The 22,845-nt window shown below is 66.5% G+C and carries 20 protein-coding genes and 2 pseudogenes; 17 read left to right on the forward strand and 5 right to left on the reverse strand.

Annotated features, from left to right (window positions below; genetic code table 11):
- Positions 1-184 precede the first annotated feature (184 nt).
- The 7 genes and pseudogenes from CN538_RS08815 (at position 185) to hemG (ending at position 7,845) form a co-directional block, all read left to right on the forward strand.
- Positions 185-658, forward strand: coding sequence for a nuclear transport factor 2 family protein (locus CN538_RS08815; protein WP_106419189.1), 474 nt, complete (start codon positions 185-187; stop codon positions 656-658).
- Between the two features lie 151 nt (positions 659-809).
- The gene (gene betC, locus CN538_RS08820; RefSeq protein WP_106419190.1) at positions 810-2,324 is read left to right on the forward strand and encodes a choline-sulfatase; all 1,515 of its coding nucleotides are present in this window, start codon (positions 810-812) and stop codon (positions 2,322-2,324) included.
- A gap of 163 nt (positions 2,325-2,487) precedes the next feature.
- A pseudogene (locus tag CN538_RS08825) lies at positions 2,488-4,076 on the forward strand (ABC-F family ATPase).
- Between the two features lie 74 nt (positions 4,077-4,150).
- Positions 4,151-4,783, forward strand: coding sequence for a cysteine hydrolase family protein (locus tag CN538_RS08830; protein WP_106419191.1), 633 nt, complete (start codon positions 4,151-4,153; stop codon positions 4,781-4,783).
- 210 nt (positions 4,784-4,993) lie between these two features.
- Entirely contained in the window at positions 4,994-5,923 is a 930-nt protein-coding gene (locus CN538_RS08835; protein ID WP_207233698.1) for an aryl-sulfate sulfotransferase, read from the forward strand.
- 5 nt (positions 5,924-5,928) lie between these two features.
- Complete coding sequence (locus tag CN538_RS20985; RefSeq protein ID WP_207233699.1) at positions 5,929-6,303, forward strand: hypothetical protein; 375 nt, start codon at positions 5,929-5,931, stop codon at positions 6,301-6,303.
- A gap of 117 nt (positions 6,304-6,420) precedes the next feature.
- Entirely contained in the window at positions 6,421-7,845 is a 1,425-nt protein-coding gene (gene hemG, locus CN538_RS08840; RefSeq protein WP_106419192.1) for a protoporphyrinogen oxidase, read from the forward strand.
- Positions 7,846-7,880: 35 nt separating this feature from the next.
- Here the strand turns inward: hemG and CN538_RS08845 are convergent, their stop codons facing one another.
- The 4 genes from CN538_RS08845 to CN538_RS08860 all read right to left on the reverse strand — a co-directional run bounded on the left by CN538_RS08845 (position 7,881) and on the right by CN538_RS08860 (position 12,830).
- The gene (locus tag CN538_RS08845) at positions 7,881-8,738 is read right to left on the reverse strand and encodes an HAD-IIA family hydrolase (RefSeq protein WP_106419193.1); all 858 of its coding nucleotides are present in this window, start codon (positions 8,736-8,738) and stop codon (positions 7,881-7,883) included.
- A gap of 90 nt (positions 8,739-8,828) precedes the next feature.
- Entirely contained in the window at positions 8,829-9,782 is a 954-nt protein-coding gene (locus tag CN538_RS08850) for a 2-hydroxyacid dehydrogenase (protein WP_106419194.1), read from the reverse strand.
- Positions 9,779-11,449: a gamma-glutamyltransferase family protein gene (locus tag CN538_RS08855; RefSeq protein WP_106419195.1), complete on the reverse strand. Its 1,671-nt coding sequence runs from the start codon at positions 11,447-11,449 to the stop codon at positions 9,779-9,781. The genes CN538_RS08850 and CN538_RS08855 overlap by 4 nt, the downstream gene beginning before the upstream one ends.
- 397 nt (positions 11,450-11,846) lie before the next feature.
- Positions 11,847-12,830 (reverse strand): TDT family transporter, encoded by a 984-nt coding sequence (locus CN538_RS08860; RefSeq protein WP_242495706.1) that lies wholly within the window; start codon positions 12,828-12,830, stop codon positions 11,847-11,849.
- A gap of 181 nt (positions 12,831-13,011) precedes the next feature.
- Here CN538_RS08860 and CN538_RS08865 point away from each other — a divergent pair, with 181 nt between their 5' ends.
- The 8 genes and pseudogenes from CN538_RS08865 (at position 13,012) to nrdF (ending at position 21,148) form a co-directional block, all read left to right on the forward strand.
- Complete coding sequence (locus CN538_RS08865; RefSeq protein WP_106419196.1) at positions 13,012-13,917, forward strand: LysR substrate-binding domain-containing protein; 906 nt, start codon at positions 13,012-13,014, stop codon at positions 13,915-13,917.
- 67 nt (positions 13,918-13,984) lie between these two features.
- On the forward strand, positions 13,985-14,161 hold the full coding sequence (locus CN538_RS20320; RefSeq protein WP_164999549.1) for a hypothetical protein: 177 nt from the start codon (positions 13,985-13,987) through the stop codon (positions 14,159-14,161).
- 122 nt (positions 14,162-14,283) lie between these two features.
- Complete coding sequence (ubiM, locus tag CN538_RS08870) at positions 14,284-15,498, forward strand: 5-demethoxyubiquinol-8 5-hydroxylase UbiM (RefSeq protein WP_106419197.1); 1,215 nt, start codon at positions 14,284-14,286, stop codon at positions 15,496-15,498.
- Positions 15,499-15,640: 142 nt separating this feature from the next.
- A complete protein-coding gene (gene gnd, locus CN538_RS08875) occupies positions 15,641-16,546 on the forward strand; it encodes a phosphogluconate dehydrogenase (NAD(+)-dependent, decarboxylating) (RefSeq protein ID WP_106419198.1) in 906 nt (301 codons plus the stop codon).
- Positions 16,547-17,119: 573 nt separating this feature from the next.
- Positions 17,120-17,344, forward strand: a complete 225-nt coding sequence (gene nrdH, locus CN538_RS08880; protein ID WP_035475161.1) for a glutaredoxin-like protein NrdH — start codon at positions 17,120-17,122, stop codon at positions 17,342-17,344.
- A gap of 178 nt (positions 17,345-17,522) precedes the next feature.
- Positions 17,523-17,927 (forward strand): class Ib ribonucleoside-diphosphate reductase assembly flavoprotein NrdI, encoded by a 405-nt coding sequence (nrdI, locus tag CN538_RS08885; RefSeq protein WP_035475124.1) that lies wholly within the window; start codon positions 17,523-17,525, stop codon positions 17,925-17,927.
- Complete coding sequence (gene nrdE, locus CN538_RS08890) at positions 17,909-20,080, forward strand: class 1b ribonucleoside-diphosphate reductase subunit alpha (RefSeq protein WP_106419199.1); 2,172 nt, start codon at positions 17,909-17,911, stop codon at positions 20,078-20,080. Before nrdI ends, nrdE begins: the two co-directional genes overlap by 19 nt.
- Positions 20,081-20,167: 87 nt before the next feature.
- A pseudogene (gene nrdF, locus CN538_RS08895) lies at positions 20,168-21,148 on the forward strand (class 1b ribonucleoside-diphosphate reductase subunit beta).
- Positions 21,149-21,223: 75 nt separating this feature from the next.
- On the opposite strand, the gene CN538_RS20990 reads toward nrdF, so the two are convergent.
- Complete coding sequence (locus tag CN538_RS20990) at positions 21,224-21,802, reverse strand: hypothetical protein (RefSeq protein ID WP_207233700.1); 579 nt, start codon at positions 21,800-21,802, stop codon at positions 21,224-21,226.
- Here CN538_RS20990 and CN538_RS20325 point away from each other — a divergent pair.
- Both CN538_RS20325 and CN538_RS08910 read left to right on the forward strand, forming a co-directional pair.
- On the forward strand, positions 21,795-22,112 hold the full coding sequence (locus tag CN538_RS20325) for a hypothetical protein (RefSeq protein WP_164999448.1): 318 nt from the start codon (positions 21,795-21,797) through the stop codon (positions 22,110-22,112). The two genes, CN538_RS20990 and CN538_RS20325, sit on opposite strands and share 8 nt — an antisense overlap.
- A 96-nt stretch (positions 22,113-22,208) precedes the next feature.
- The gene (locus tag CN538_RS08910; protein ID WP_106419201.1) at positions 22,209-22,829 is read left to right on the forward strand and encodes an NUDIX hydrolase; all 621 of its coding nucleotides are present in this window, start codon (positions 22,209-22,211) and stop codon (positions 22,827-22,829) included.
- Positions 22,830-22,845: the final 16 nt, after the last annotated feature.

A 22,845-nucleotide genomic window follows, 5' to 3' on the forward strand; every position in this document is an offset into this window, starting at 1 on the left:
CGTGGCTGCTTCGTGGCTGCACGGGTCGCCCACGGGCGGCGAGCGGTCGCTTGCCGCGGGCGATGCCTCAGCGTACGCGTGGCAGACTGCTGACTGAGTACCGCATTCCCCTACGCCTACCCGGCTCTGTCGCGGCGCCGCGTGTAGGCATTTTCAGACAAAGCGTAGCGTCGAGGAGTACCGCATGAGCCCAGAATCCCGCCCCCCATTGCCCCCGTTCGACCGCGACAGCGCGATCCTCAAGGTGCGTCTGGCCGAAGATGGCTGGAACAGCCGTGACCCTGACAAGGTGGCGCTTGCCTATACCGCCGACACCCGCTGGCGCAACCGCGCCGAGTTCATCCACGGGCGAGACGAGGCGCGCGCTTTCCTCGCGCGCAAGTGGGCGCGCGAGCTCGATTACCGCCTGATCAAGGAGCTGTGGGCCTTCGATGGCGAGCGCATCGCGGTGCGCTATGCCTATGAGTGGCACGATGACTCCGGCAACTGGTTCCGCTCCTACGGCAACGAGAACTGGCGCTTCGACGCCAACGGGCTGATGGCCGAGCGCCACGCCAGTCTCAACGATCTGCCGATCCGTGCCGACGAGCGGCTGTTTCACTGGCCGCTGGGGCGACGGCCCGACGATCACCCGGGGTTGTCCGCGCTGGGGCTGTGAGGCCTGTCCGCGGGCTGAGTGAGATCGAGCCCCAGCCTGGCTGGGGCTGAGACACCGAATCCATCGTTTGTGGTAATGCGCCGCCGCCGCGCATGCTGGGACTCCCCTGCCGTCGCAGGGGCGACGACCACGCAACGCTGCCGGGGGACCCATGACACGACCCAATATTCTGGTGCTGATGGCGGATCAGCTGAACGGTACCCTGTTCGAGAACGGGCCGGCCGACTTCCTGCATGCGCCGAATCTCAAGGCGCTCGCCAAGCGCGCGGTCAACTTCAACCGCGCCTACACCCCCAGCTATCTTTGCGCGCCGGGGCGCGCGGCTTTCATGTCCGGCCAGCTGCCGTCGCGCACCGGGGTCTACGACAACGCCGCGGAGTTTCGCTCCGCCGTGCCGACCTGGGCCCACCATCTGCGCCGGGCCGGCTACTCCACCTGTCTCTCGGGCAAGATGCACTTCGTCGGCCCGGATCAGCTCCACGGCTTCGAGACGCGCCTGACCACCGACGTCTATCCGGCGGATTTCGGCTGGACGCCGGATTACCGCAAGCCGGGCGAGCGCATCGACTGGTGGTACCACAACCTGGGCTCGGTGACCGGCGCCGGGGTGGCAGAAATCTCCAACCAGATGGAGTACGACGACGAGGTCGCCTTCCACGCCGAGCAGAAACTGTTCGACCTCTCGCGGGGCCAGGACTCGCGGCCCTGGGCGCTGTGCGTGAGCTTCACCCACCCCCACGATCCTTACGTGGCGCGGCGCCAGTACTGGGATCTGTACGCGGACTGCGAACAGCTCGACCCGGCCGAGGGCGCGCTGGCCTTCGAGGATCTCGACCCGCACTCCCAGCGCGTGTTCATTGCCAACGATTACGAGCAGTTCGATATCCAGCCCGAGCACGTGCGCCGGGCGCGGCGCGGCTACTTCGCCAATATCTCCTATATCGACGACAAGATCGGCGGCATTCTCGACGTGCTCGAGCGCACTCGCATGGCCGAGAACACCATCATCGTGGTCTGCTCCGATCACGGCGACATGCTGGGCGAGAAGGGGCTGTGGTTCAAAATGAGCCCGTTCGACGGCTCCTCGCGGGTACCGCTGATGATCGCCGCACCGGGGTTGGCACCGGCCAGCGTCGACACGCCGGTCTCGACTATCGACATCAACGCCACCCTGGCCGATCTGGTCGGCATCGATCTCTCCGAGGTGGCCCCCTGGACCGATGGCCAGTCGCTGCTGCCGCTGGCGCGCGGCGGCACGCGCGAGGCGCCGGTGTATATGGAGTACGCCGCCGAAGGGAGCTATGCACCGCTGGTGACGATTCGTCAGGGACGCTGGAAGTTCAATCACTGCGAGCTCGATCCGCCGCAGCTGTTCGATCTCGAGGCGGACCCGCGCGAGTGCCACAACCTGGCCACGGACCCGGCCCACGCCGAGACGCTGGCAGCGTTTCAGGCCCAGATGCGCGAGCGCTGGGACATGCAGCGCTTCGATGCCGAGGTGCGCGAGAGCCAGGCCCAGCGGCTGGTGGTCTACGAGGCGCTGCGCAACGGCCACTACTACCCCTGGGATCATCAGCCGCTGCAGGACGCCTCGCAGCGCTACATGCGCAACCACATGGATCTCAACGTGCTCGAGGAGGCGCAACGCTTCCCGCGAGGGGAGTGAGCGCAGGCGCCTGAGCGGGTGGCACGCCGGCGCGGTGTGATCGGGCGCGCCCGGTGTCATCAGCTGATGGTGGATCGCCGCGGCGGCGGGCGCGTACAATGCGCCCGCGCCGGCCACATCCGCCCGGGCGCTTCATTCACGCCGTCCCCCCGAGTACCTACCTTTGCTCTCTACCGCCAACATCACCATGCAGTTCGGCCCCAAGCCGCTGTTCGAAAACGTCTCGGTCAAGTTCGGCCAGGGCAATCGCTACGGCCTGATCGGCGCCAACGGCTGCGGCAAGTCGACCTTCATGAAGATCCTCGGCGGCGACCTGGAGCCGAGCGCCGGGCAGGTCATGAAAGATGCCACCACGCGGTTGGGCAAGCTGCGCCAGGATCAGTTCGCGTTCGAGAACGAACGGGTGATCGACACCGTGATCATGGGCAACCAGGAGCTGTGGCAGGTCAGCGCCGAGCGTGAGCGGATCTACGCACAGGCCGAAATGTCCGAGGAAGATGGCATGCAGGTGGCCGATCTCGAGGTGCGCTTCGCCGAGCTCGACGGCTACACCGCCGAGGCGCGTGCCGGCGAGCTGCTGCTGGGGCTGGGCATTCCGCTGGCACAGCACACCCAGCCGATGAGCGTGGTCGCTCCGGGCTGGAAACTGCGCGTGCTGCTGGCCCAGGCGCTGTTCTCCGATCCTGACGTGCTGCTGCTCGACGAGCCCACCAACCACCTGGACATCAACACCATCCGCTGGCTCGAGGGCATGCTGCGGCGCGCAGCTCGACCATGATCATCATCTCCCACGACCGCCACTTCCTGAACAGCGTCTGCACCCATATGGCAGACCTGGACTACGGCGAGCTGCGGCTGTTCCCCGGCAACTACGACGAGTACATGACCGCGGCGACCCAGGCGCGCGAGCGTCTGCACGCCGAGAACGCCAAGAAGAAGGCCGAGATCGCCGAGCTGCAGCAGTTCGTCAGCCGCTTCTCGGCCAATGCGTCCAAGGCCAAGCAGGCGACCTCGCGTCAGCGCAAGATCGACAAGATCCAGCTCGAGGAGGTCAAGCCCTCCTCGCGGGTGAGCCCGTTCATTCGCTTCGATCAGAACAAGAAGATCCATCGCCACGCGCTCAATGTCGAAAAGCTGACCAAGGCGTGGGGCGACAACGTGCTGTTCGAGCGCTTCGGGCTGCAGGTCGAGGCCGGCGAGCGTATCGCCATCATCGGCCCCAACGGTATCGGCAAGACCACCCTGCTCAACTGCCTGGTGGGGGCGATGACGCCGGACGCCGGCGAGGTGAAGTGGACCGATGCCGCGGAACTCGGCTACTTCGCCCAGGATCACGCCGCTGACTTCGAGGGTGGCGAGACGCTGTTCGAGTGGATGCGCCAGTGGACCACCGAAGGCGAGCAGACCGTGCGCGGCGCGCTGGGTCGCATGCTGTTTTCCAACGACGACATCGGCAAGTCGGTGAAGGTGATCTCCGGCGGCGAGCAGGGGCGCATGCTGTTCGGCAAGCTGACCCTGTTAAAGCCCAACGTGCTGGTGATGGACGAGCCCACCAACCACCTCGACATGGAGTCGATCGAGGCGCTCAACCTGGCGCTGGAGAACTACCCCGGCACGCTGATCTTCGTCAGTCACGACCGCGAGTTCGTCGGCTCGCTGGCGACCCGCATCATCGAAATGAAAGAGGATGGCATCGTCGATTTCAGCGGCAGCTATGACGACTATCTGCGCAGTCAGGGTGTCTACGGCTAGACACCACCGCTCCGTGGCCGGGGATGGACTACGCTGAACCCTAGCGAGTCCATTCCCGTGAAGGAGCGTCCCCCATGACCGCCAACGCCAACCAGACGATCGACCCGGTCAAGACCGCCCTGGTACTGATCGAATTCCAGAACGACTTCACCACGCCCGGTGGCGTACTCCACGAGGCCGTCAAAGCCGTCATGGCGCGCGAGGACATGCTTGCCAAGACCCAGCGTCTCGTTGCCACGGCACGCGCGGCGGGGGGCAGTGTGATGCACGCGCCGATCCACTTCGCGCCCGGTTATGGCGAGATCACCGCCCAGCCCTACGGCATCCTCGCGGGTGTCGTCGACGGCAACGCCTTCGTCAAGGGCGAGTGGGGCGCGGAGATCTGCGACACGCTGACGCCGCAGGCCGGTGACATCGTCATCGAGGGCAAGCGCGGGCTGGATACCTTTGCCTCGACCAATCTCGATTTCATCCTGCGCAGCAAGGGAATCGAGACCCTCGTCCTGGCCGGATTCCTGACCAATTGCTGCGTCGAATCCACGATGCGCTCGGGCTACGAGAAGGGCTTCGAGGTGCTGACGCTGACCGACGGTGTCGCCGCGACCATGAGGGCCGAGCACGATGCCGCGATCCGCTACGACTACCCGATGTTCTCCAAGCCGATGACGATCGCCGAGTTCACCGCACGGCTGCCGGCAACCGCCTAGGCATTAAACGCTTCCGTACGGGGATAAAAATGGCGTCGCACGGGTCTATCTGAAAGCCGGCGATGGCGTATCGCTGCCATCACCGGCCAGACAAGGATCGCCGGCAGGCTGTCATGCCGGCCAGGCCCGCACAGGGCGAGACTCGACGAAGGAGCGACGAGCGATGGTGTCACGGAGCACAGCCGTATCGGCAGTGATGGGGCCTGGCTGATGGCCTCGGCGGCCACGGCGCTGGCCTTGCCCAGCAGCTTTCCCACCGGCACGACCTACTATGATCCCGAACGCGCCTACAACGGTTTCGTGCTGTTTCCCGGCGGCGACCGCCAGACCCACCTGATCGACATGAACGGCAACGAAGTGCACCGCTGGGATTACGAGAGCTTCCCGCCGGTGCCGCTCTCCGCTGCGCAGGCCGGCGGCGAGAAAGGGCATCTGCTGGTGCAGCTGGCACGGGTCGACAAGCTCCCCGAGCACGCCAGCCCCGGCAATGGTCTCACCAACGCCGCCGTGGCCGAGGTGAATTGGGACGGCGATGTTGAGTGGCGGTGGGGCAGCCAGCAGCATCCGGTCTACCAGCATCACGACATGCGCCGGCTGCCCAACGGCAACAATCTGGTGATGACCGCCGGAATGCGCGAACTCAACGGTTTCGATTATCCGATCATCGATAACGCCGTCGAGGAGGTCGATCCGTCCGGCCGGGTGGTCTGGACGTGGCAGGCCGGCGATCATCTCGACCAGATGGGCTTTTCCGATGCCGGCCTGCGTGCGCTCAAGGATTCCGAGGACCCCGACTTCCTGCATATGAACACGGCGGTACCGCTGGGGCCCAATCGCTGGTACGACGCTGGTGACGAGCGCTTCGCGCCGGACAATATCCTGGTCAACTCGCGCAACGCCAACGTCATGTTCATCGTCAACCGGCAGAGCGGCGAGATCGTCTGGCGTATCGGTCCCGACCTGCCGGCGCTGAAGCTCAATGGCAAGCTCGGCCGCTCCGTGGATCAGACCGTGGGGGCCCACGATGTCCATCTCATCCCCGAGGGCCTACCGGGGGCCGGCAATCTGTTGATCTTCGACAACCAGGGCAATGCCGGCTTCCCGCCGTCGAAGCAGGGTTTTTCTCCTCCTCCCGGGTGATCGAGGTGAATCCGAGCAGCGGCAAGATCGTGTGGCAGTACACCGGCAGTATGTCGGGTGTTTCGCCCTATACCTTCTACAGCTCGTTCATCTCGAGCGCGCGGCGGCTGCCCAACGGCAATACGCTGATCGACGAGGGCCAGGACGGCCGGCTATTCCAGGTGACGCCGTCAGGCGAGATCGTGTGGGAGTACGTGAGCCCGTTCTTCGGCAAGTCGATGCCGGGCGACGACTATGTCACCAACCAGGTCTACCGGGCGCAGCTGGTGGATTATGACTGGGCGCCGCAGGGTACACCGCATCAGGAGACCGCGGTGATGCCGGACTGCGACATTTATGTGGCGGCGCCCGGCTGTCATCCGGGCTCGCCAGACAAGTAACCCTGCGAGTGAGCGTCACTACCGGTCGGCGTGGCGGCAAGACGCCGCACGCCGGCCGGATGCGGGGCGCGCGATGTCTGCGTAAACTCCACGACACACTCTCCCGCGCGAGTTCCCATGACCAGCCATGCTCCAGATGCTCCGGCCGACACGCCTGCCGCCCGCCATGACGCGCCTGCCGACACCCTGATCGTCGGTGCCGGTGCCACCGGCCTCGCCGCTGCCTGGGCCCTGGCCAAGCAGGGCAAACAGGTGACGCTGCTCGAAGCCGGGGCGCGCGTCGGCGGCAATATCGCCAGCGAGCGCGACGGCGAGTGGCAGATCGAACACGGCCCCAACACCGTGATCATGAAGCCGCCGCTCTACGCGCTGCTCGACGAACTCGATCTATTGGGTGAGGCGCAGCCGGCCAACCGCATCGCCAACAAGCGCTATGTGGTGCTCGACGGCAAGCCGGTGGCGCTGCCGATGACCCCGGTCGAGGCGCTGACCAGCCCGATCATCGGCTGGCGTGGCTGGGCACGGCTGCTGCGCGAGCCGCTGCTGCCGCGTGGGCGCCAAGCGGAGGAGTCGCTGGCGGCGTTCGTCGAGCGACGTCTCGGCCGGCGCGTGCTCCAGCGTATGGTCGACCCCTTCGTCTCCGGGGTCTATGCCGGGGACCCGGCCAGGCTCTCGGTGCAGGCGGCGATGCCGCGCCTGGCGGCGATCGAGCGCGAGCACCGTTCGCTGATCCTCGGCGGTCTCAAACGCCTGCGCCAGAGCCGGCGCGAGCCTTCGCCGATACCCGCTGCCTGGCGCGGCCAACTGGTCAGTTTCCCCGGCGGGTTGGTGCGGCTGGCCGAGCGTCTGGCCGAGTGCATCACGGCGCAGCCGAGTGCCGCCATCGAGACCGAGTGCGAGATCGTCGGCGTGCGCCGTGATGGCCAGGGCTGGGTGGCGCGCGCGCGTGACGGGCGCGAATGGCGCGGGCGGCAGCTGCTCCTGGCGGTGCCGGCGCCGCTGGCGGCGAGCTGGCTCGAAGCGCTCGACCCGGCCCTGGCCGAGCCGCTGGCGGAGATCGTCTATCCGCCGGTCAACGCCGTGGCGCTGGGCTTTCGCGATGCCGATATCGATCACCCGCTGGATGGCTTCGGTGTGCTCATTCCGCGGGCCGAAGGGCGCCCGACGCTGGGCGCGCTGTTCCCCTCCACGCTCTTTCCCGGCCGCGCCCCTGACGGCCACAAACTGCTCAACGTCTTCATCGGCGGCCGCCAATCCCCCGAGGCCGCGGCGGGCGACGACGACACCCTCAGTCAGCGCGTGCAGGCGGATCTGAGCGATATTCTGGGGATTCGCGGTGAGCCGGTATGGCGGCGGGTGGTGCGCTGGCCGCAGGCGATTCCGCAGTACGAACTCGGCCACGGCGAGCGGCTGGCACGGCTCGACGCCGCGCTGGCGCGTCACCCCGGCCTGCACCTGGGCGGCAACTGGCGCGGCGGTATCGCCGTGGGCGACTGCCTGGAGAATGGCCGGCTGTTGGGTGAGGCGCTCGCCACGCGTTGAGCGGCGAGCGCGGGGCGGTCGTGACTTGTCGGCCGCTACTTGTCCACCAGCTCGGCTACCGAGGAGAGGATCTCCTTGGGCCGGAACGGGTAGCGCTCGATCTCCGACTTGTCGGCGATGCCGCTAAGCACCAGCACGGTGTGCATGCCCGCCTCGATGCCGGCGACGATATCGGTGTCCATGCGGTCGCCGATCATACCGGTGCCGTCCGAATGCACCCCGAGCTTGTTGAGCGCCGAGCGGAACATCATCGGATTGGGCTTGCCGACGATATAGGGCTTGCGTCCGGTTGCCTCGGTGATCAGCGCGGCCACGGCGCCGGTGGCCGGCAGCACGCCCTCGGCGCTGGGACCGGTGGCGTCCGGGTTGGTGCAGATGAAGCGTGCGCCATCCTTGATCAGGCGGATCGCCTTGGTGATTGCCTCGAAGGAGTAGGAGCGGGTCTCGCCGAGCACCACATAGTCGGGCTTGGTGTCGGTCATGATGAAGCCGGCCTCGTGGATCGCGGTGAGCAGGCCCGCTTCGCCGACCACGAAGGCCGAGCTGCCCGGGGCCTGATCGCGCAGGAAGGCCGCGGTGGCCAGCGCCGAGGTCCAGATGCTCTCCTCCGGCACCTCGATGCCGCTGTGCTGCAGCCGGGCGCTGAGATCGCGCGGGGTGTAGATGGAGTTGTTGGTCAGCACCAGAAAGGGGATCTCGCGCTCGCGCCACTGATTGATCAGCTCGGCGGCGCCGGGGATCGCCTTGTTCTCGTGGACCAGAACGCCATCCATGTCGGTCAGCCAGGATTTGATGTTGCGCCGGCTGGCGGTGTTCTCGCCCTGGCTCTTGCTCTGCTTCCCGGACGCGCCCTTGGCGGACGACGCTGTGTCGGAGCTGCGGTTCTCGGCCATGAAACCCCTCGGCGTGCGGCTGTGGATAGAGTATCGATTATGGACTTGTGCACAGGCAGTTTAGCAAGTCGGCTGGCAAAGCTCCGCCGTTCAGTAGCCGCGCGCGGCATCGGCGAGGTCGGCGACTTCGCCGTGGGCCTCGAACTGTCGGATATTGGCGGCGACGATACGACTGCCGCTCTCCGGGTCGATCAGCGAGGCGACATGCGGTGTCACGGTGATCTGCGGGTGGCGCCAGAACGGATGCGCCGGGGGTAGCGGTTCCTGACGGAAGACGTCGAGGGTAGCGTGACTCAGCTGGCCGCTGGCGAGCGCAGCGAGCAGGTCTTCTTCGACCAGGTGGGGGCCGCGCCCGGCGTTGATCAGGCTGGCGCCGCGGGGCAGCTTGGCGAACAGCGCGGCGTCGAGGAGATTCTCGGTGGCGGGCGTCAGCGGCAGCAGACACACCAGAATCTCGCAGCGCTGGAGGAAGGTCGCGAATTCGGCCTCGCCGGCGTAAGTCACGACCCCTTCGATCGCGCGCGGGGTGCGTGCCCAGCCGAGCGTCTCGAAGCCGAGCGCGGCGAGCGTTCGCGCCGCGGCACCGCCGAGGTTGCCGAGCCCCATGACCCCGACCCGGCGCCGGGTGGCCGGCGGCACCACCTGCTGCGCCCAGCGCTGTTGGCGCTGGTTGGCGGCAATCACGGGCATCCCACGATGATGGCGCAGCACGTGCAGCGCCACGTACTCGCGCATGCTCTGAGTCAGATCCGTGCCCACCGTGCGGATGATCGGCACCCCCGATGGCAGCTCGCGGTCGGCGAGGACGTGATCGATGCCCGCCCCCAGCGAGACGATCGCCTTGAGGTTGGGAAAGGGCGTGAAGGTGCCGTCGACGGGGCGCCAGACCACCGCATAGCGGACCGCGGCCGGGTCGCCGGGATCCTCCGCCGGGCGCAGCGTCCACTCGGGCAGCAGCGGCGCGAGCTGGGCGATCCACCAATCGGTCTTGGCCGCATCGGGTATCGAGACGACGATCGTGGCACGCGTCGGGACGGCATTCATGGGCGCACCTCCGGCGCGGTGTCGGCGAGCGGGTCGAGCTGGAACGGCGCCGGCGTGGCGCCGCCGCCGATCGGCTGGGTGGGATCATTTAGACCAACGCATTCACCCGACGCGGGATCGCGCGCCACCCCCGAGACACAGGCATAGAGCTTGGGAAACACCAGCGATTGGGCGATCTCCAGCGTGAAGCGCGATTCCAGCGCGGCCAGCGTTGGTGCGTCGAAGCGCGGGTCGACGCGTATCGAGCCGCGGTGGCTGGCGTCGAGACGCGGGTGATGCATGGCTTCCTCCAGGCTCATGCCGAAGTCCATCATCAGCGCTGCGACCTGGGTCACCGCCGGCATGATCAGGTTGCCGCCGGATGCGCCCACCGAGAAGCGCGCCTCGCCGTCCTTCACCGCCACCGTGGGGCACATGTTCGACGAGTTGATGCGCTTGCCGCCGGCCATGGTCGTGGGGTAGCCGGGGCGCGGGTCGAAGTAGCTGACGCTGTCGTTCATCAGCATGCCGGTGGTGGGCAACGTGACCCCGGAGCCGAAGCGGTTGAGCAGGGTGTAGGTGAGCGCGACCATGTTGCCGTCGGCATCCACCGCGGACATCGACGACGTGCAGGCGCCGTGCTCGCCGTCGATGCTCTCTCCGTTTGCGTTCCCTCCGTTCACATCCTCGCCGGCACGTGGCGGCAGCACGCCGGTGCGGATCTTGTGCTGGCGCCAGCACGCTTCCAGCGCCTCGGCGTAGGCCACCCAGGTCGCTGGGGTCGGCCGTGCGGGTGGCGCCGGTATGGCAGCCTCGGCGTGGGCCAGCATCTCGCGCTGACGTAGCCCGCCCGAGGCCTCTCCGGGGGTGTAGAGCGTATAGCCACGGTGCGAGGCCATCATCGGCGCGTATTCGCGCACCGCGTAGCCTGCCAGATCTTCATGCGAGAGGCGTGAACCGCCGGCCTGGAGATCGGCGACGATCTTCGCCGCCAGTTGCCCGCGATAGAAGGTCTCGGCACCGCCGGCGGCGATCTCGCGGAGCGTGTCGGCCAGCTGCGGTAGGCGAAGGCGGCTCTCCGGCGTGGCCGGATGCCCACCGGGCAGGTAGATCGCCGCTGAGGTGGGGTCGCGGGCCAGGGTAGGGGCACATAGCGCGATCTGCAGCGTGGTGAACCAGTCGACGTGCAGGCCGCGTTCGGCAAGCGTGATGGCCGGCGCCATGACCTCGGCGCGGGGGCGCGAGCCGAAGCGGGTCAGTGCATGGTCGAGCCCGGCCACCGCGCCGGGCACGGTGATCGAGCGATAGCCTGCGATGTTGGCGTCGTCGACCACACCGGGAAAGCCCATCGGAGTCTTGGGCCGGGCGGGGTCGATCGGGTAGTCGGCGAGACGGATGGCGCCCGGCAGCGTGCCCTGGAAATCGAGCGCCACGGCGCGCTGTTCCCGGGCCAGCCAGATCACCATGAAGCCCGAGCCGCCCAGCCCGCACATCCATGGCTCGACGGCGTTGAGGGCGTAAGCGGTGGCGACGATGGCATCGACGGCATTGCCGCCGGCATCGAGCTGGGCCGCTCCGGCGCGGGCGGCGAGTCGGTGCTGGGCGGCGACCGCGCCCCGCGGCGAGCGCACCGGCGCGGTGGTCAGGGTCCAGTTGTCGCTATCGGCATGGGGGCTGGGGAGAATCATGGCCGGGTGGCCTCGCGCTGTCGGGTCTCCCTGCGATCATACGGCCTGTGGCGCAAAGATCATCCCGCAGGAGCGATCGGCGCGCGCTGGCAGTTGTCCTGCCTAGGGTCTGTACGAAAACTGCCTGCGCTCAGCAATACGGCGTTAAAAATCGACTCAAAATGCTCATTTACACCCCGTAAACTCCGCTTTTTCATCGATTTTTGCCTTGTCTTGCCATCGCTCGCCGACTTTTCGTACAAACCCTAGCCTTAGAACACATGGGCTTATCCGGCGGCAGGGCGTCGCGAGGGCGCTGTGAACCCCTCCCTGGGCGCTACCTTTGCCATCCCTGGCAAAGGACCCTCGCTTTGCCCTGCCTCCGACACCCATTGTCAGAGGGTTTGGAAATACCCTCTTAGGCGGCGCCTGCGGCCAAGCGCCAGCTACCCAGATAGAAGCCGAGATAGCGCAGCGCCACATAGCCGACGATCACACTGGCGACGACGATCTCCAGCGTGGCCAGGCCATGCACGATGGCGATGTCGTGGTGATGGAAGCCGACCTGTTGCATCCAGGCAGCGGTCTTCACCAGCGCCGTGGCGCCGATCACCATGGGGAAAGTGAAGGCGGCGTAGCCGGGGCTGTAGGGCAGGCGCAGCAGCCGGATGAAGGCCAGGTAGATGATCAACGTCATCAGCACCGCGATGCCGCCGAGTAGGGCCACCAGCAGCGGCGAGGGGCTGGCGACCACGCTCAGATAGCCGGCCAGCGAGAGGCTGGCGGGGGCCGCCATGATCGCGATGGTGGGCTTGGCCGGGTCGGGGATCTCGGCGGCGAAGATCAGCCGGTAGATCATCACCGGCAGCAGCACCGCGTAGAGACCCATGCCCAGCCAGAGCAGGCCCAGGGCGAGCGGATGCAGCGCGGCCACGCCAGGGAAGGCGACGTCGGCGACGATGATACCCACCGGCGGCACGAACCACGCCGGCACCATGTGGTGCAGCTCGAAGCCGCGCACCCGGTGTACCACGAAGGCGATCAGGAACAGCAGGTGCAGGGCCACCGCGGCCAGCCACAGGGTCACGCCCAGGTTTGGTGCGAGCCAGGTGCCCGCGGCCTTCGAGACCACCATGGTCGCCATGGCGAAGGTGGGGACCACGCTGCCGACTACCGGGTGGGCCAGATCCGCCCACAGCAGCCGTGGGTGGAGCACGAACTTGGCCGTCAGCAGCGCCAGCAGCACGCTGGCGATCAGCGCGCCGCAGACCTGCGCCACACCGCCCAGCGGGGCGAAGCTCTCCCACGCCCAGCCTAGACTCGAGATGCCAAGGGCCAGGCCGGCCATGGGGGTGGGGGCGTGCTGCAGGCGCTGGTGCAGGGTCATCAGGCGTGTCGCCATGGGAACCTCGACGGTGAGGATGATCGAATGCCGCCCATCTTATGGCTTTTCGTGCTATCGATATATTTTAACTTTTTTCACTAGACGTTTTATTCTATTTAACGGATTTGCCTGTCCTGCTCTGTGAACGCGATCACCGAGATACGACTCCCGAGACAGGCCCCGCCACGAGAGGCAACCCATGGCCATCACCCTGCGCCAGCTCCAGGTCTTCGTCAGCGTGACCCGGGAGCGCACCCTGACCGCCGCGGCCGAAAGGCTGGCGCTGAGCAAGCCGGCGCTGAGCATCGCCCTGGCCGAGCTGGAGAAGCAGTGCGGTCGAACCCTGTTCGACCGCCACCGCAATCGGCTCTATCTCAACGACCAGGGGCGCCGGCTGCTGCCGCTGGCGGATGAGCTGCTGGCGCGCAGCGCGACCCTCGAACAGCTGTTCGATGACGCCACCACGCTAGGGGGCCAGCTGCACATCGGCGCCAGCTACACCATCGGTCATCAGTTGCTGCCACATCTGCTGCGCGACTTTCGTGATGCCACCGGCCATCGGGAGCAGCAGCTCACCATCGCCAACAGCGCCGCGATCTGTAGCGCGCTGGAGGCGTTCGAGCTGGATATCGGCATGATCGAGGGGCGCGTCGCCGATGCGCGCTTCGACGTCACCCCCTGGCGCCGGGATCGGCTGGTGGTGACCGCCGCCGCCGACCATCCGCTGGCCGCGGCAGGGCCGCTGGAGATCGAGGCGCTGGCGGCGGAGGCGTGGCTGCTGCGCGAGCCGGGTTCGGGCACCCGCGAGCAGTTCATGCGCTATATCGCGCCCAGGCTGCCGGCGTGGCGAGCGGGTTTGGAGATCAACTCCGCCGAGGCGATCATCAATGCCACCGCGGCGGGGCTGGGGCTGACCTGCCTGTCGCGGCTGGAGGCGCGCCATGCGCTGCGCGACGGACGCCTGGTCGAACTCGACGTGGGCCTGGAGATGACCCGCGAGTTCAGCCTGGTGATGCATCGCGACAAGTATCGCAGCCCGCTGCTCGAACGTTTCGTGGCCTTCTGTCGGGCGGCGGGGAACCCCGAGGACGATGACTTGGTCTAGTCTGATGAGAGGGCCGGATAGGGACGCCGGCCACGGGTATCGCCAAAGGAGAGGTCATGATCATTACGTGGGTGAATTCAAACGTCTGCTCGACGCCTACGACGACAGTCTGGAGCTGAGTTTCAGCGGGCTCGAGTACCACCGTCTCAAGCAGAAGGGCGACGCTCACCTCGAGGTCGAGTTCGAGGAGAAGGTGTTCAAGGACAAGCAGGGCCATACCCGGGTTCACGACGACAAGTACTGACGCTCGCCGCATGCCACGGCGCCGGGTGCGCGCATCGGCCGCGCCGGTGCCGCCGGCCGCGGGATTACCCGCGGCGCGTTTTTGGTTATCTTGACGCCCCATCACGGTAGGGAGCGGCAGAGATGGAAGGTTCCACCCCCACAACGCGGGTCGACGTCGCGATCGTCGGCGCCGGTCCGATCGGTTTGTGTTTCGCCAACGCGCTGTCGCGGCGCGGCGTCAGCGCGCTGCTGATCGATCGCCAAGCGCGCGCCAGTCTCGAAGCGCCGGGAAGCGACGGCCGCGAGATCGCGCTGACCCGCGCCTCGCAGCAGACCCTCGAAGCGCTCGGCGTGTGGCCGCAGATCCCCGCGGAAGAGCGCGCGACGATGCGCGCCGCCAAGGTCTTCAACGGTGAGTCGCTGTTCGCGATGCAGATCGCACCCCGCGCGGGGCAGGATGCCGAGCTTGGCTGCCTGGTGCCCAACCGGGTGATCCGCGCCGCCGCCTTTGCCGCGCTCACCGACCCGGCTCAGGGGCGGGCCGAGGTGTTGTGGCGCTGCGAGAGCGAGATCGAGACCTTCGCGCCCAGCGCCGACGACAGCAGCGTCGAGATTCGCCTGGCCGGCGGCGAGACCGTCGAGGCCGCGCTGCTGGTGGCGGCGGACAGCCGCTTCTCGACCACGCGCCGAGCGATGGGCATCCCCGCGCATACCTATCAGCACGGCCAGCACATGCTGGTGTGCCGCATGCACCACGAACAAGCGCATGATTTCAGCGCCTGGGAGTGGTTCGGCCATGGTCAGACGCTGGCGCTGCTGCCGGTGGATACCCACTGCTCTTCGGTGGTGCTGACGCTGCCGCCGGCGCAGATGGATGCACTGATGGCGCTGCCCCAGGCCGACTTCGACGCCGAGATCACCCGCCGCTTCGAGGGCCGCCTGGGAGCGATGACCCGGGCCGCCGAGGCGCGTCGCTACCCGTTGGTCAGTGTCTATGCCGAGCGCTTCGTGGGGCCGCGCCAGGCGCTGCTCGGCGATGCCGCGGTGGGCATGCATCCGGTCACCGCGCACGGCTTCAACCTCGGTCTCGAGGGCGTGCGCCGGCTCGCCGGGCTGATCGGTGATGCCCGCGCGGCGGGGCAGGATATCGGTGCACCGCGGCTGCTGGCGCGCTACCAGCGCCAGCAGCGCCTGGCCACCGGGCCGCTGTTCGCCGCCACCCTGGCGATCGTCGGTCTCTACACCGACGAGCGACCGCCGGCGCGACTGCTGCGCCAGGCCATATTACGTGCCGGCGACGCCGCCTGGCCGGTGCGGCGGCTGATCGCCAGCCACCTGATGCGCTCTGCAAGCTAGCGCGGATCACGGCACCACCGAGAGGCGGATTTGCCACTAGGTTCAGTACGCGAGATCGATTTCGACACATTTCATCGCCGTGCCCCGGCACAGAGTTTTCGATATCCGGCGGTGCGGCTCTCATCCGCAGGGAGAACGACACATGGAACTCGCAATGGTGGGGCTGGGGCGCATGGGCGCCAATATGGCCGAGCGGCTGGTACGCGGTGGGCACCGGGTTGTTGGCTCCGATCCGAGCGCGGAGGCGCGTGCCAAGGCGGCGGACAAGGGCATCGAGCCGGCCGAATCGCTGGCGGCGGCGGTGGCCGCGCTGCCGTCGCCGCGGATCGTGTGGCTGATGGTGCCGGCGGGGGACCTCGTCGATAAGCTGCTCGCCGACCTCGAGCCGCTGCTGGCGGCGGACGATGTGGTCATCGATGGCGGCAACTCCCTCTACAAGGACAGCCTGCGCCGGGCCGAGCGCGCCAGCGAGAAAGGGCTGCACTTCGTCGATGTGGGCACCAGCGGCGGGGTCTGGGGGCTCGCCGAGGGCTACAGCATGATGGTCGGCGGCGAGACCGCGGTGGTCGAGGCGCTCACCCCACTGTTCGAGGCCCTGGCGCCGGCGCCGGACAAGGGCTGGGGGCATGTCGGCCCCGCCGGTGCCGGCCATTTCACCAAGATGGTCCACAACGGGATCGAGTACGGGCTGATGCAGGCCTACGCCGAAGGCTTCGCGATCATGGGCAAGAAAGCGGAGTTCGGCGTCGACCTGCACCAGGTCGCCGAGATCTGGCGCTACGGCAGCGTGGTGCGTTCGTGGCTGCTCGACCTGACCGCCGATGCGCTGGACAAGAACCCCGGCCTGGAGGGCATCGCGCCCTACGTGTCCGACTCCGGAGAAGGGCGCTGGACCGTGGCCGAGGCGCTCGAGCTTGACGTCAGCGCGCCAGTCATTACCCTCTCCCTGCTCGAACGCCTGCGCTCGCGCGAAGCCGACTCCTTCGGTGACAAGCTGCTTGCTGCGATGCGCAACGAGTTCGGCGGTCACGCGATCAAGTCGGATTAGCGCCCATTTCCAAACTCTCTGACGATGGGCGCCGGGGGCAGGGCAAAGCGAGGGTCCGTTGCCAGGGATGGCAAAGGTAGCGCCCAGGGAAGGGTTCACAGCGCCCTCGCGACGCCCTGCCGCCGGATAAGCTCACGTCGTCTAGCGGTAGTGAAATGCGTTCTTAGGCCCTGACGAGAGGGCGCTCGTCACACCTCGGGCCCTACCCGATATCGCCCCTACCAGATGTAGTATGCCGAGCGCGCCGTTCGCTACCAGTCGAACGGCGCGCTCGACGTTTTTGGGGCCCTTGGCTGCCGTTGTCGAGGCCGTTTTCCTCCCCCGAGGAAGAAATTTCCACCCCTTGACAGGGCGTGAGGCGCACAACGGTGGGCCCTCCCGAAGGGGTCGAAAATATCCACAGGGAATGCACAGAAAAAAACCACATCTATGCTTGGAAAAACGCCAGGCTACCATATATAGTGTTTTTCCAGAGGCGGTCGACACCACGCAACGGGTGTCCAGACGCCGCCAAGGCCCGCGCCATCGGCCAGCGATGGGCGCTATTTCCTATCACGGATGGTAATGATTATCATGAGCATCACGATCTATAGCAAACCCGCTTGCGTCCAGTGCAACGCCACCTATCGCGCGCTGGACAAACAGGGGATCGACTATACCGTGGTCGACCTGACCCAGGACGCCGCTGCCATGCAGCGTGTACAGGACCTCGGCTACCGCCAGGTGCCGGTCGTGGTGGCGGGTGATGATCATTGGGCCGGTTTCCGTCCGGACAAGATCAGCACGCTGGTCGCCTGATTCGTTGTATCCGGGGCGCCCGCCCCGGCTGACGCGGACCGCGCCAGGCGCGCCGGTCCGGTCTGGAGAGCGTGGCAGAGCGGCCGCTCGCTGGCATCGCCCCGCGCTCGCAGAGAATCTCCAGGCCGCAGTCGAACCCGACACGACCTGAATCGCGCAGAGGCGCAAGGAAGTCGTCATGGCTGAGCTGGTCTATTTCTCGACCAAATCAGGCAACACGCGACGCTTCGTGGAAAAGCTCGGCCTGCCGGCCAGCCGGATCCCGCTGAACCGTGACGATCCGCCACTGCGCGTCGCAGCACCTTATATTCTCATCGTGCCCACCTACGGCGATGGCGAACCGCGTACGGCGGTGCCGCCGCAGGTGATCCGCTTTCTCAACGATGAGCACAACCGGTCGCTGATCCGCGGGGTCATCGCCGGTGGCAACGCCAACTTCGGCGCGGCATTCGGCCAGGCTGGCCGGGTGATCGCACAGAAGTGCCAGGTACCGTATCTCTACCGTTTCGAGCTGATGGGCACCGATGAGGATGTCCGTCGCGTCCTTGCAGGGGTGAATGAATTTTGGAAACGCTCAGCCTAGAAAAAGAGACGGCAGCGCGATCGCCCGCCGATCACAATGCCAAGACGCTCGACTATCATGCGCTCAACGCCATGTTGAACCTGTACGACACCGAAGGGCGTCTGCAGCTCGACAAGGACCGCGAGGCCGCGCGTCAATATTTCCTCCAGCACGTGAACCAGAACACCGTGTTCTTCCACTCGCTGAAGGAGAAGCTCGACTATCTGGTGGAAGAGGGCTACTACGAGCAGGAAGTGCTCGATCAGTACGACTTCGCCTTCGTCACGGCGCTGTTCGATCAGGCCTACGCGGTCAAGTTCCGCTTCCAGAGCTTCCTGGGCGCTTTCAAGTACTACACCAGCTACACGCTCAAGACCTTCGACGGCAAGCGCTACCTCGAACGCTTCGAGGATCGCGTGTGCATGGTCGCGCTGTCGCTGGCACGCGGTGACGAGACCCTGGCGCGCCAGCTGGTCGAAGAGATCATCCACGGGCGTTTCCAGCCGGCCACCCCGACCTTCCTCAACTGCGGCAAGCGTCAGCGCGGCGAGCTGGTCTCCTGCTTCCTGCTGCGCATCGAGGACAACATGGAGTCCATCGGGCGCTCCATCAACTCGGCGCTGCAGCTCTCCAAGCGTGGTGGCGGGGTGGCGTTCTCGCTCTCCAACATCCGCGAGGCGGGAGCGCCGATCAAGCGCATCGAGAATCAGTCCTCCGGCATCATTCCGATCATGAAGATGCTCGAAGATGCCTTCTCCTACGCCAATCAGCTGGGCGCGCGTCAGGGTGCCGGGGCGGTCTATCTCAATGCCCACCACCCGGACATCCTGCGTTTCCTCGACACCAAGCGCGAGAACGCCGACGAGAAGATCCGCATCAAGACGCTCTCGCTGGGCATCGTGATGCCGGACATCACCTTCGAGCTGGCCAAGCGCAACGAGGACATGTACCTGTTCTCGCCCTACGACGTGGAGCGCATCTACGGCGTGCCCTTCGGTGACATCAGCATCACCGAGAAGTACGACGAGATGGTCGACGACGGCCGTATCCACAAGAAGAAGATCAACGCCCGCGAGCTGTTCCAGACCATCGCCGAGCTGCAGTTCGAATCCGGCTACCCGTATCTGATGTTCGAGGATACGGTCAATCGCGCCAATCCGATCCACGGCCGGATCAACATGTCCAATCTGTGCTCGGAGATCCTGCAGGTCAACACCCCGACCGAGTACGACGACGACCTCGGTTATCGTCACATCGGCGAGGACATCTCCTGCAACCTGGGCTCGCTCAACATCGCCAAGACCATGGATTCGCCGGACTTCGGCGCCACCGTGGAGACCGCGATCCGCGGCCTGACGGCGGTCTCCGAGATGAGCCATATCTCCTCGGTGCCGTCGATCGCCGAAGGCAACGCCAAGTCCCACGCGATCGGTCTGGGGCAGATGAACCTGCACGGCTACCTGGCCCGCGAGCGTATCTTCTACGGTAGCGAAGAGGGGTTGGATTTCACCAACATCTACTTCTACACCGTGGCGTTCCACGCCATTCGTGCCTCCAACCGCATCGCCATCGAGCGTGGCAAGCGCTTCGCCGGCTTCGAGCAGTCGACCTATGCCAGCGGCGAGTACTTCGACAAGTACACCGAGCAGGCGTGGGAACCCAAGACCGAGAAGGTGCGCGGGCTGTTCGAGAAGAGCGGTATCCACGTCCCGACCCAGGACGACTGGCGCGAGCTGAAGGCATCGGTGATGGCCCACGGGCTGTTCAACCGTAACCTGCAGGCGATCCCGCCCACCGGTTCGATCTCCTACATCAACAACTCGACGTCGAGCATCCACCCGGTCACGGCCAAGGTCGAGATCCGCAAGGAGGGCAAGCTGGGCCGCGTCTACTACCCGGCGCCCTACCTGACCGACGACAACCAGGCCTACTACCAGGACGCCTACGAGCTCGGCCCGGAGAAGATCATCGACACCTACGCCGAGGCGACCCAGCACGTCGACCAGGGCCTGTCGCTGACGCTCTTCTTCCGTGACACCGCGACCACACGTGACGTCAACAAGGCGCAGATCTACGCCTGGCGCAAAGGCATCAAGACGATCTACTACATTCGTCTGCGTCAGGCCGCGCTGGAAGGGACGGAAGTCGAAGGTTGCGTCTCCTGCACGCTGTAAGCCCGACTGTCTGAATCGACTGTCTGAATTGTTGGAACGCGCCGGCGCTCGCGCCGGCGTCAACCGAACGAGAACATGCTCATGGATATGCCCGCGACCTCTGCAGCCCGCCATCTGAGCCGGGTCGATGCGATCAACTGGGAACCGCCTTCAGGACGACAAGGACCTGGAGGTCTGGAACCGTCTGACCGGCAACTTCTGGCTGCCGGAGAAGATTCCGCTCTCCAACGACATCCCGTCCTGGAACACCCTGACCGAGCACGAGCAGCAGCTGACCATCCGTGTCTTCACCGGTCTCACCCTGCTCGACACCATCCAGGGTACGGTCGGCGCGCCGACGCTGATCGAGGACGCGGTGACCCCCACGAAGAGGCGGTGATCACCAACATCAGCTTCATGGAGTCGGTCCACGCGCGCTCCTACAGCTCGATCTTCTCGACGCTGTGCGCCACCCGTGACGTCGACGACGCCTACCGCTGGAGCGAGGAGAACCCCTTCCTGCAGAAGAAAGCGGAGCTGATCCTCGAGCGCTACCGCGCCGAAGACCCGCTGATGCGCAAGGTCGCCAGCACCTTCCTCGAGTCGTTTTTGTTCTACTCCGGCTTCTACCTGCCGATGTACTGGTCCAGCCGCGCCAAGCTGACCAACACCGCCGACCTGATCCGCCTGATCATTCGTGACGAGGCGATCCACGGCTACTACATCGGCTACAAGTTCCAGCGCCAGCTCGCCCAGCTGCCGGCGGAGCGCCAGGAAGAGATCAAGATCTACGCCTACGAGCTGCTCCACGAGCTCTACGATAACGAGGTGAGATACACCGAGGCGCTCTACGACGACGTCGGTCTGACCGAAGACGTCAAGAAGTTCCTCCACTACAACGCCAACAAGGCGTTGATGAACCTGGGCTTCGAAGCGCTCTTCCCGGCCAGCGTCACCGACGTCAGCCCGGCGATCCTCGCCGCGCTCTCGCCCGGCTCTGACGAGAACCACGACTTCTTCTCCGGCTCTGGGCTCTCCTACGTGATCGGCAAGACGGTCAGTACGGAAGACGAGGACTGGGCGTTCTGAAGCTCGTCAACTTCTCCGATCGATGCCTGTCGAACCGCCCCACGTGGGCGGTTTTGCACGTCTGGGCTCGAGCTTTCATGCTCGCTGCACACTGTGTGCATGAAGCGCGGCGATAGTGAGAGTGCACCGCGTCCCGGTGCGCCACAGGAGTCGTGTCATCATGCAAGCAAGGTCCAAGTCACTGTTCGCGCTCGCCGTTACCCTCACCGCACTGTCTCCGTTGGCCATGGCGGCGCCGGCCGAGCGTGCGCAGCCGCCGGCGCCGCACAGCGCCAAGCACGCCCACGCCACGCGCTCAAGGACGCCGTAGTCGCCAGCTGGCAGCTCGATCAGCGCCAGCAGGCCGCGCTGGCCCAGGCGGATACCGAGTTCCGTGACGGGCTGCGCCAGCTGCGTAGCGATGGCCCCAAGGTGGCCCCGGAGGCGCGTCGTGGTGCGCTCGATGCGCTGCTCGAGCGTCAGCGCCAGCAGCTCGCCGATGTGCTCGAGCCGGCCCAGCTGCGCGCTTACCTGATGCTCGAGCGTCAGGCGGCGATGCCGCGCCATCCCGGCCCGGCGCACGATCCGGCGGCCCTGGATGCCGACCTGCAGGCGCGCTTCACGCCGCTGTTCGCGACCTGGCAGCTCGATCAGCAGCAGCGCGGAGGTGCTCAACGCCCAGCGTACCTTCTTCGATGGTCTGCACCAGCTCAAGCGGCCCGGCGCGGCACCCGACGCCGAGGTCGACGACCCGCGCGGTGAACGCTTCAGACGCCTGATTGAACAGCGCCACAGCGCTCTGGCCCAGGTGCTGAGCCCGGATCAGGTCGCTGCCTTCGAGGCGCTGACCCAGCCGCCGCGGCCGCCGCGCGCCGGTCAGGCCCCGGCGCCCGATGCGCCGCCGGCGCCTCCTGCACCCGGCACGCCCGCCGCACCGCCGGCGCCCGATGCTCCCCCCGCACCAAGCGCCCCGCCGGCACCCTGAGTCGCACCACCAGGCCCTTCTTCGGAAGGGCTTTTTTGTGCGTACCACAGGTGCACTTGTTAGTCTGGCGCCTTCACTCGCCGCAGGATGGACCCCATGGAAGATCAATGGCTGAGCTGGGCCAAGCGTATCTCCGCGCTCGCCGATACCGGGCTGCACTACTGCCGCGACACCTTCGACCGCGAACGCTACGAGGAGATCTCCGCGCTCTCGCGCGAGATGATGGCAGCGCTGGGTGGCGCCACGCCAGAGCGTATCGCCACGGCGCTAGGCCCGCGGGAGGGGCATGTCACGCCCAAGATCGACGTGCGCGCGGCGATCATCGAACAGGGACGTATTCTGCTGGTGCAGGAGCGCTCGGATGGCCGCTGGACCCTGCCCGGCGGCTATGCCGAGGTGGGCGTGTCGGCGGCCGACAATACCTGCAAGGAGGTGTGGGAGGAGGCCGGGATACGAGTGCGCATCGCGCGGCTCTATGCCATCCGCCACAAGGCGCGCCACGCCTATCCGCCGGATGTGCTCGACTTCTACAAGCTGTTCTTCCTCTGCGAGCGGCTCGACGACGCCCCGCTGGACCCCGGGCACGAAGTGCTGGATGCCGCCTACTTCGCGCCCGACGCGCTGCCACCGCTCTCGACGCCGCGGGCGATCGCCCGCGACATCGAGGATGCCTTCGCTTTTCATGCCCAGCCGCAGCGGCCTGCCATCATCGACTAGCGAATTCAGCCGACGG

Source organism: Salinicola tamaricis (assembly GCF_003006155.1).
Taxonomy (GTDB): Bacteria; Pseudomonadota; Gammaproteobacteria; order Pseudomonadales; family Halomonadaceae; genus Salinicola; species Salinicola tamaricis.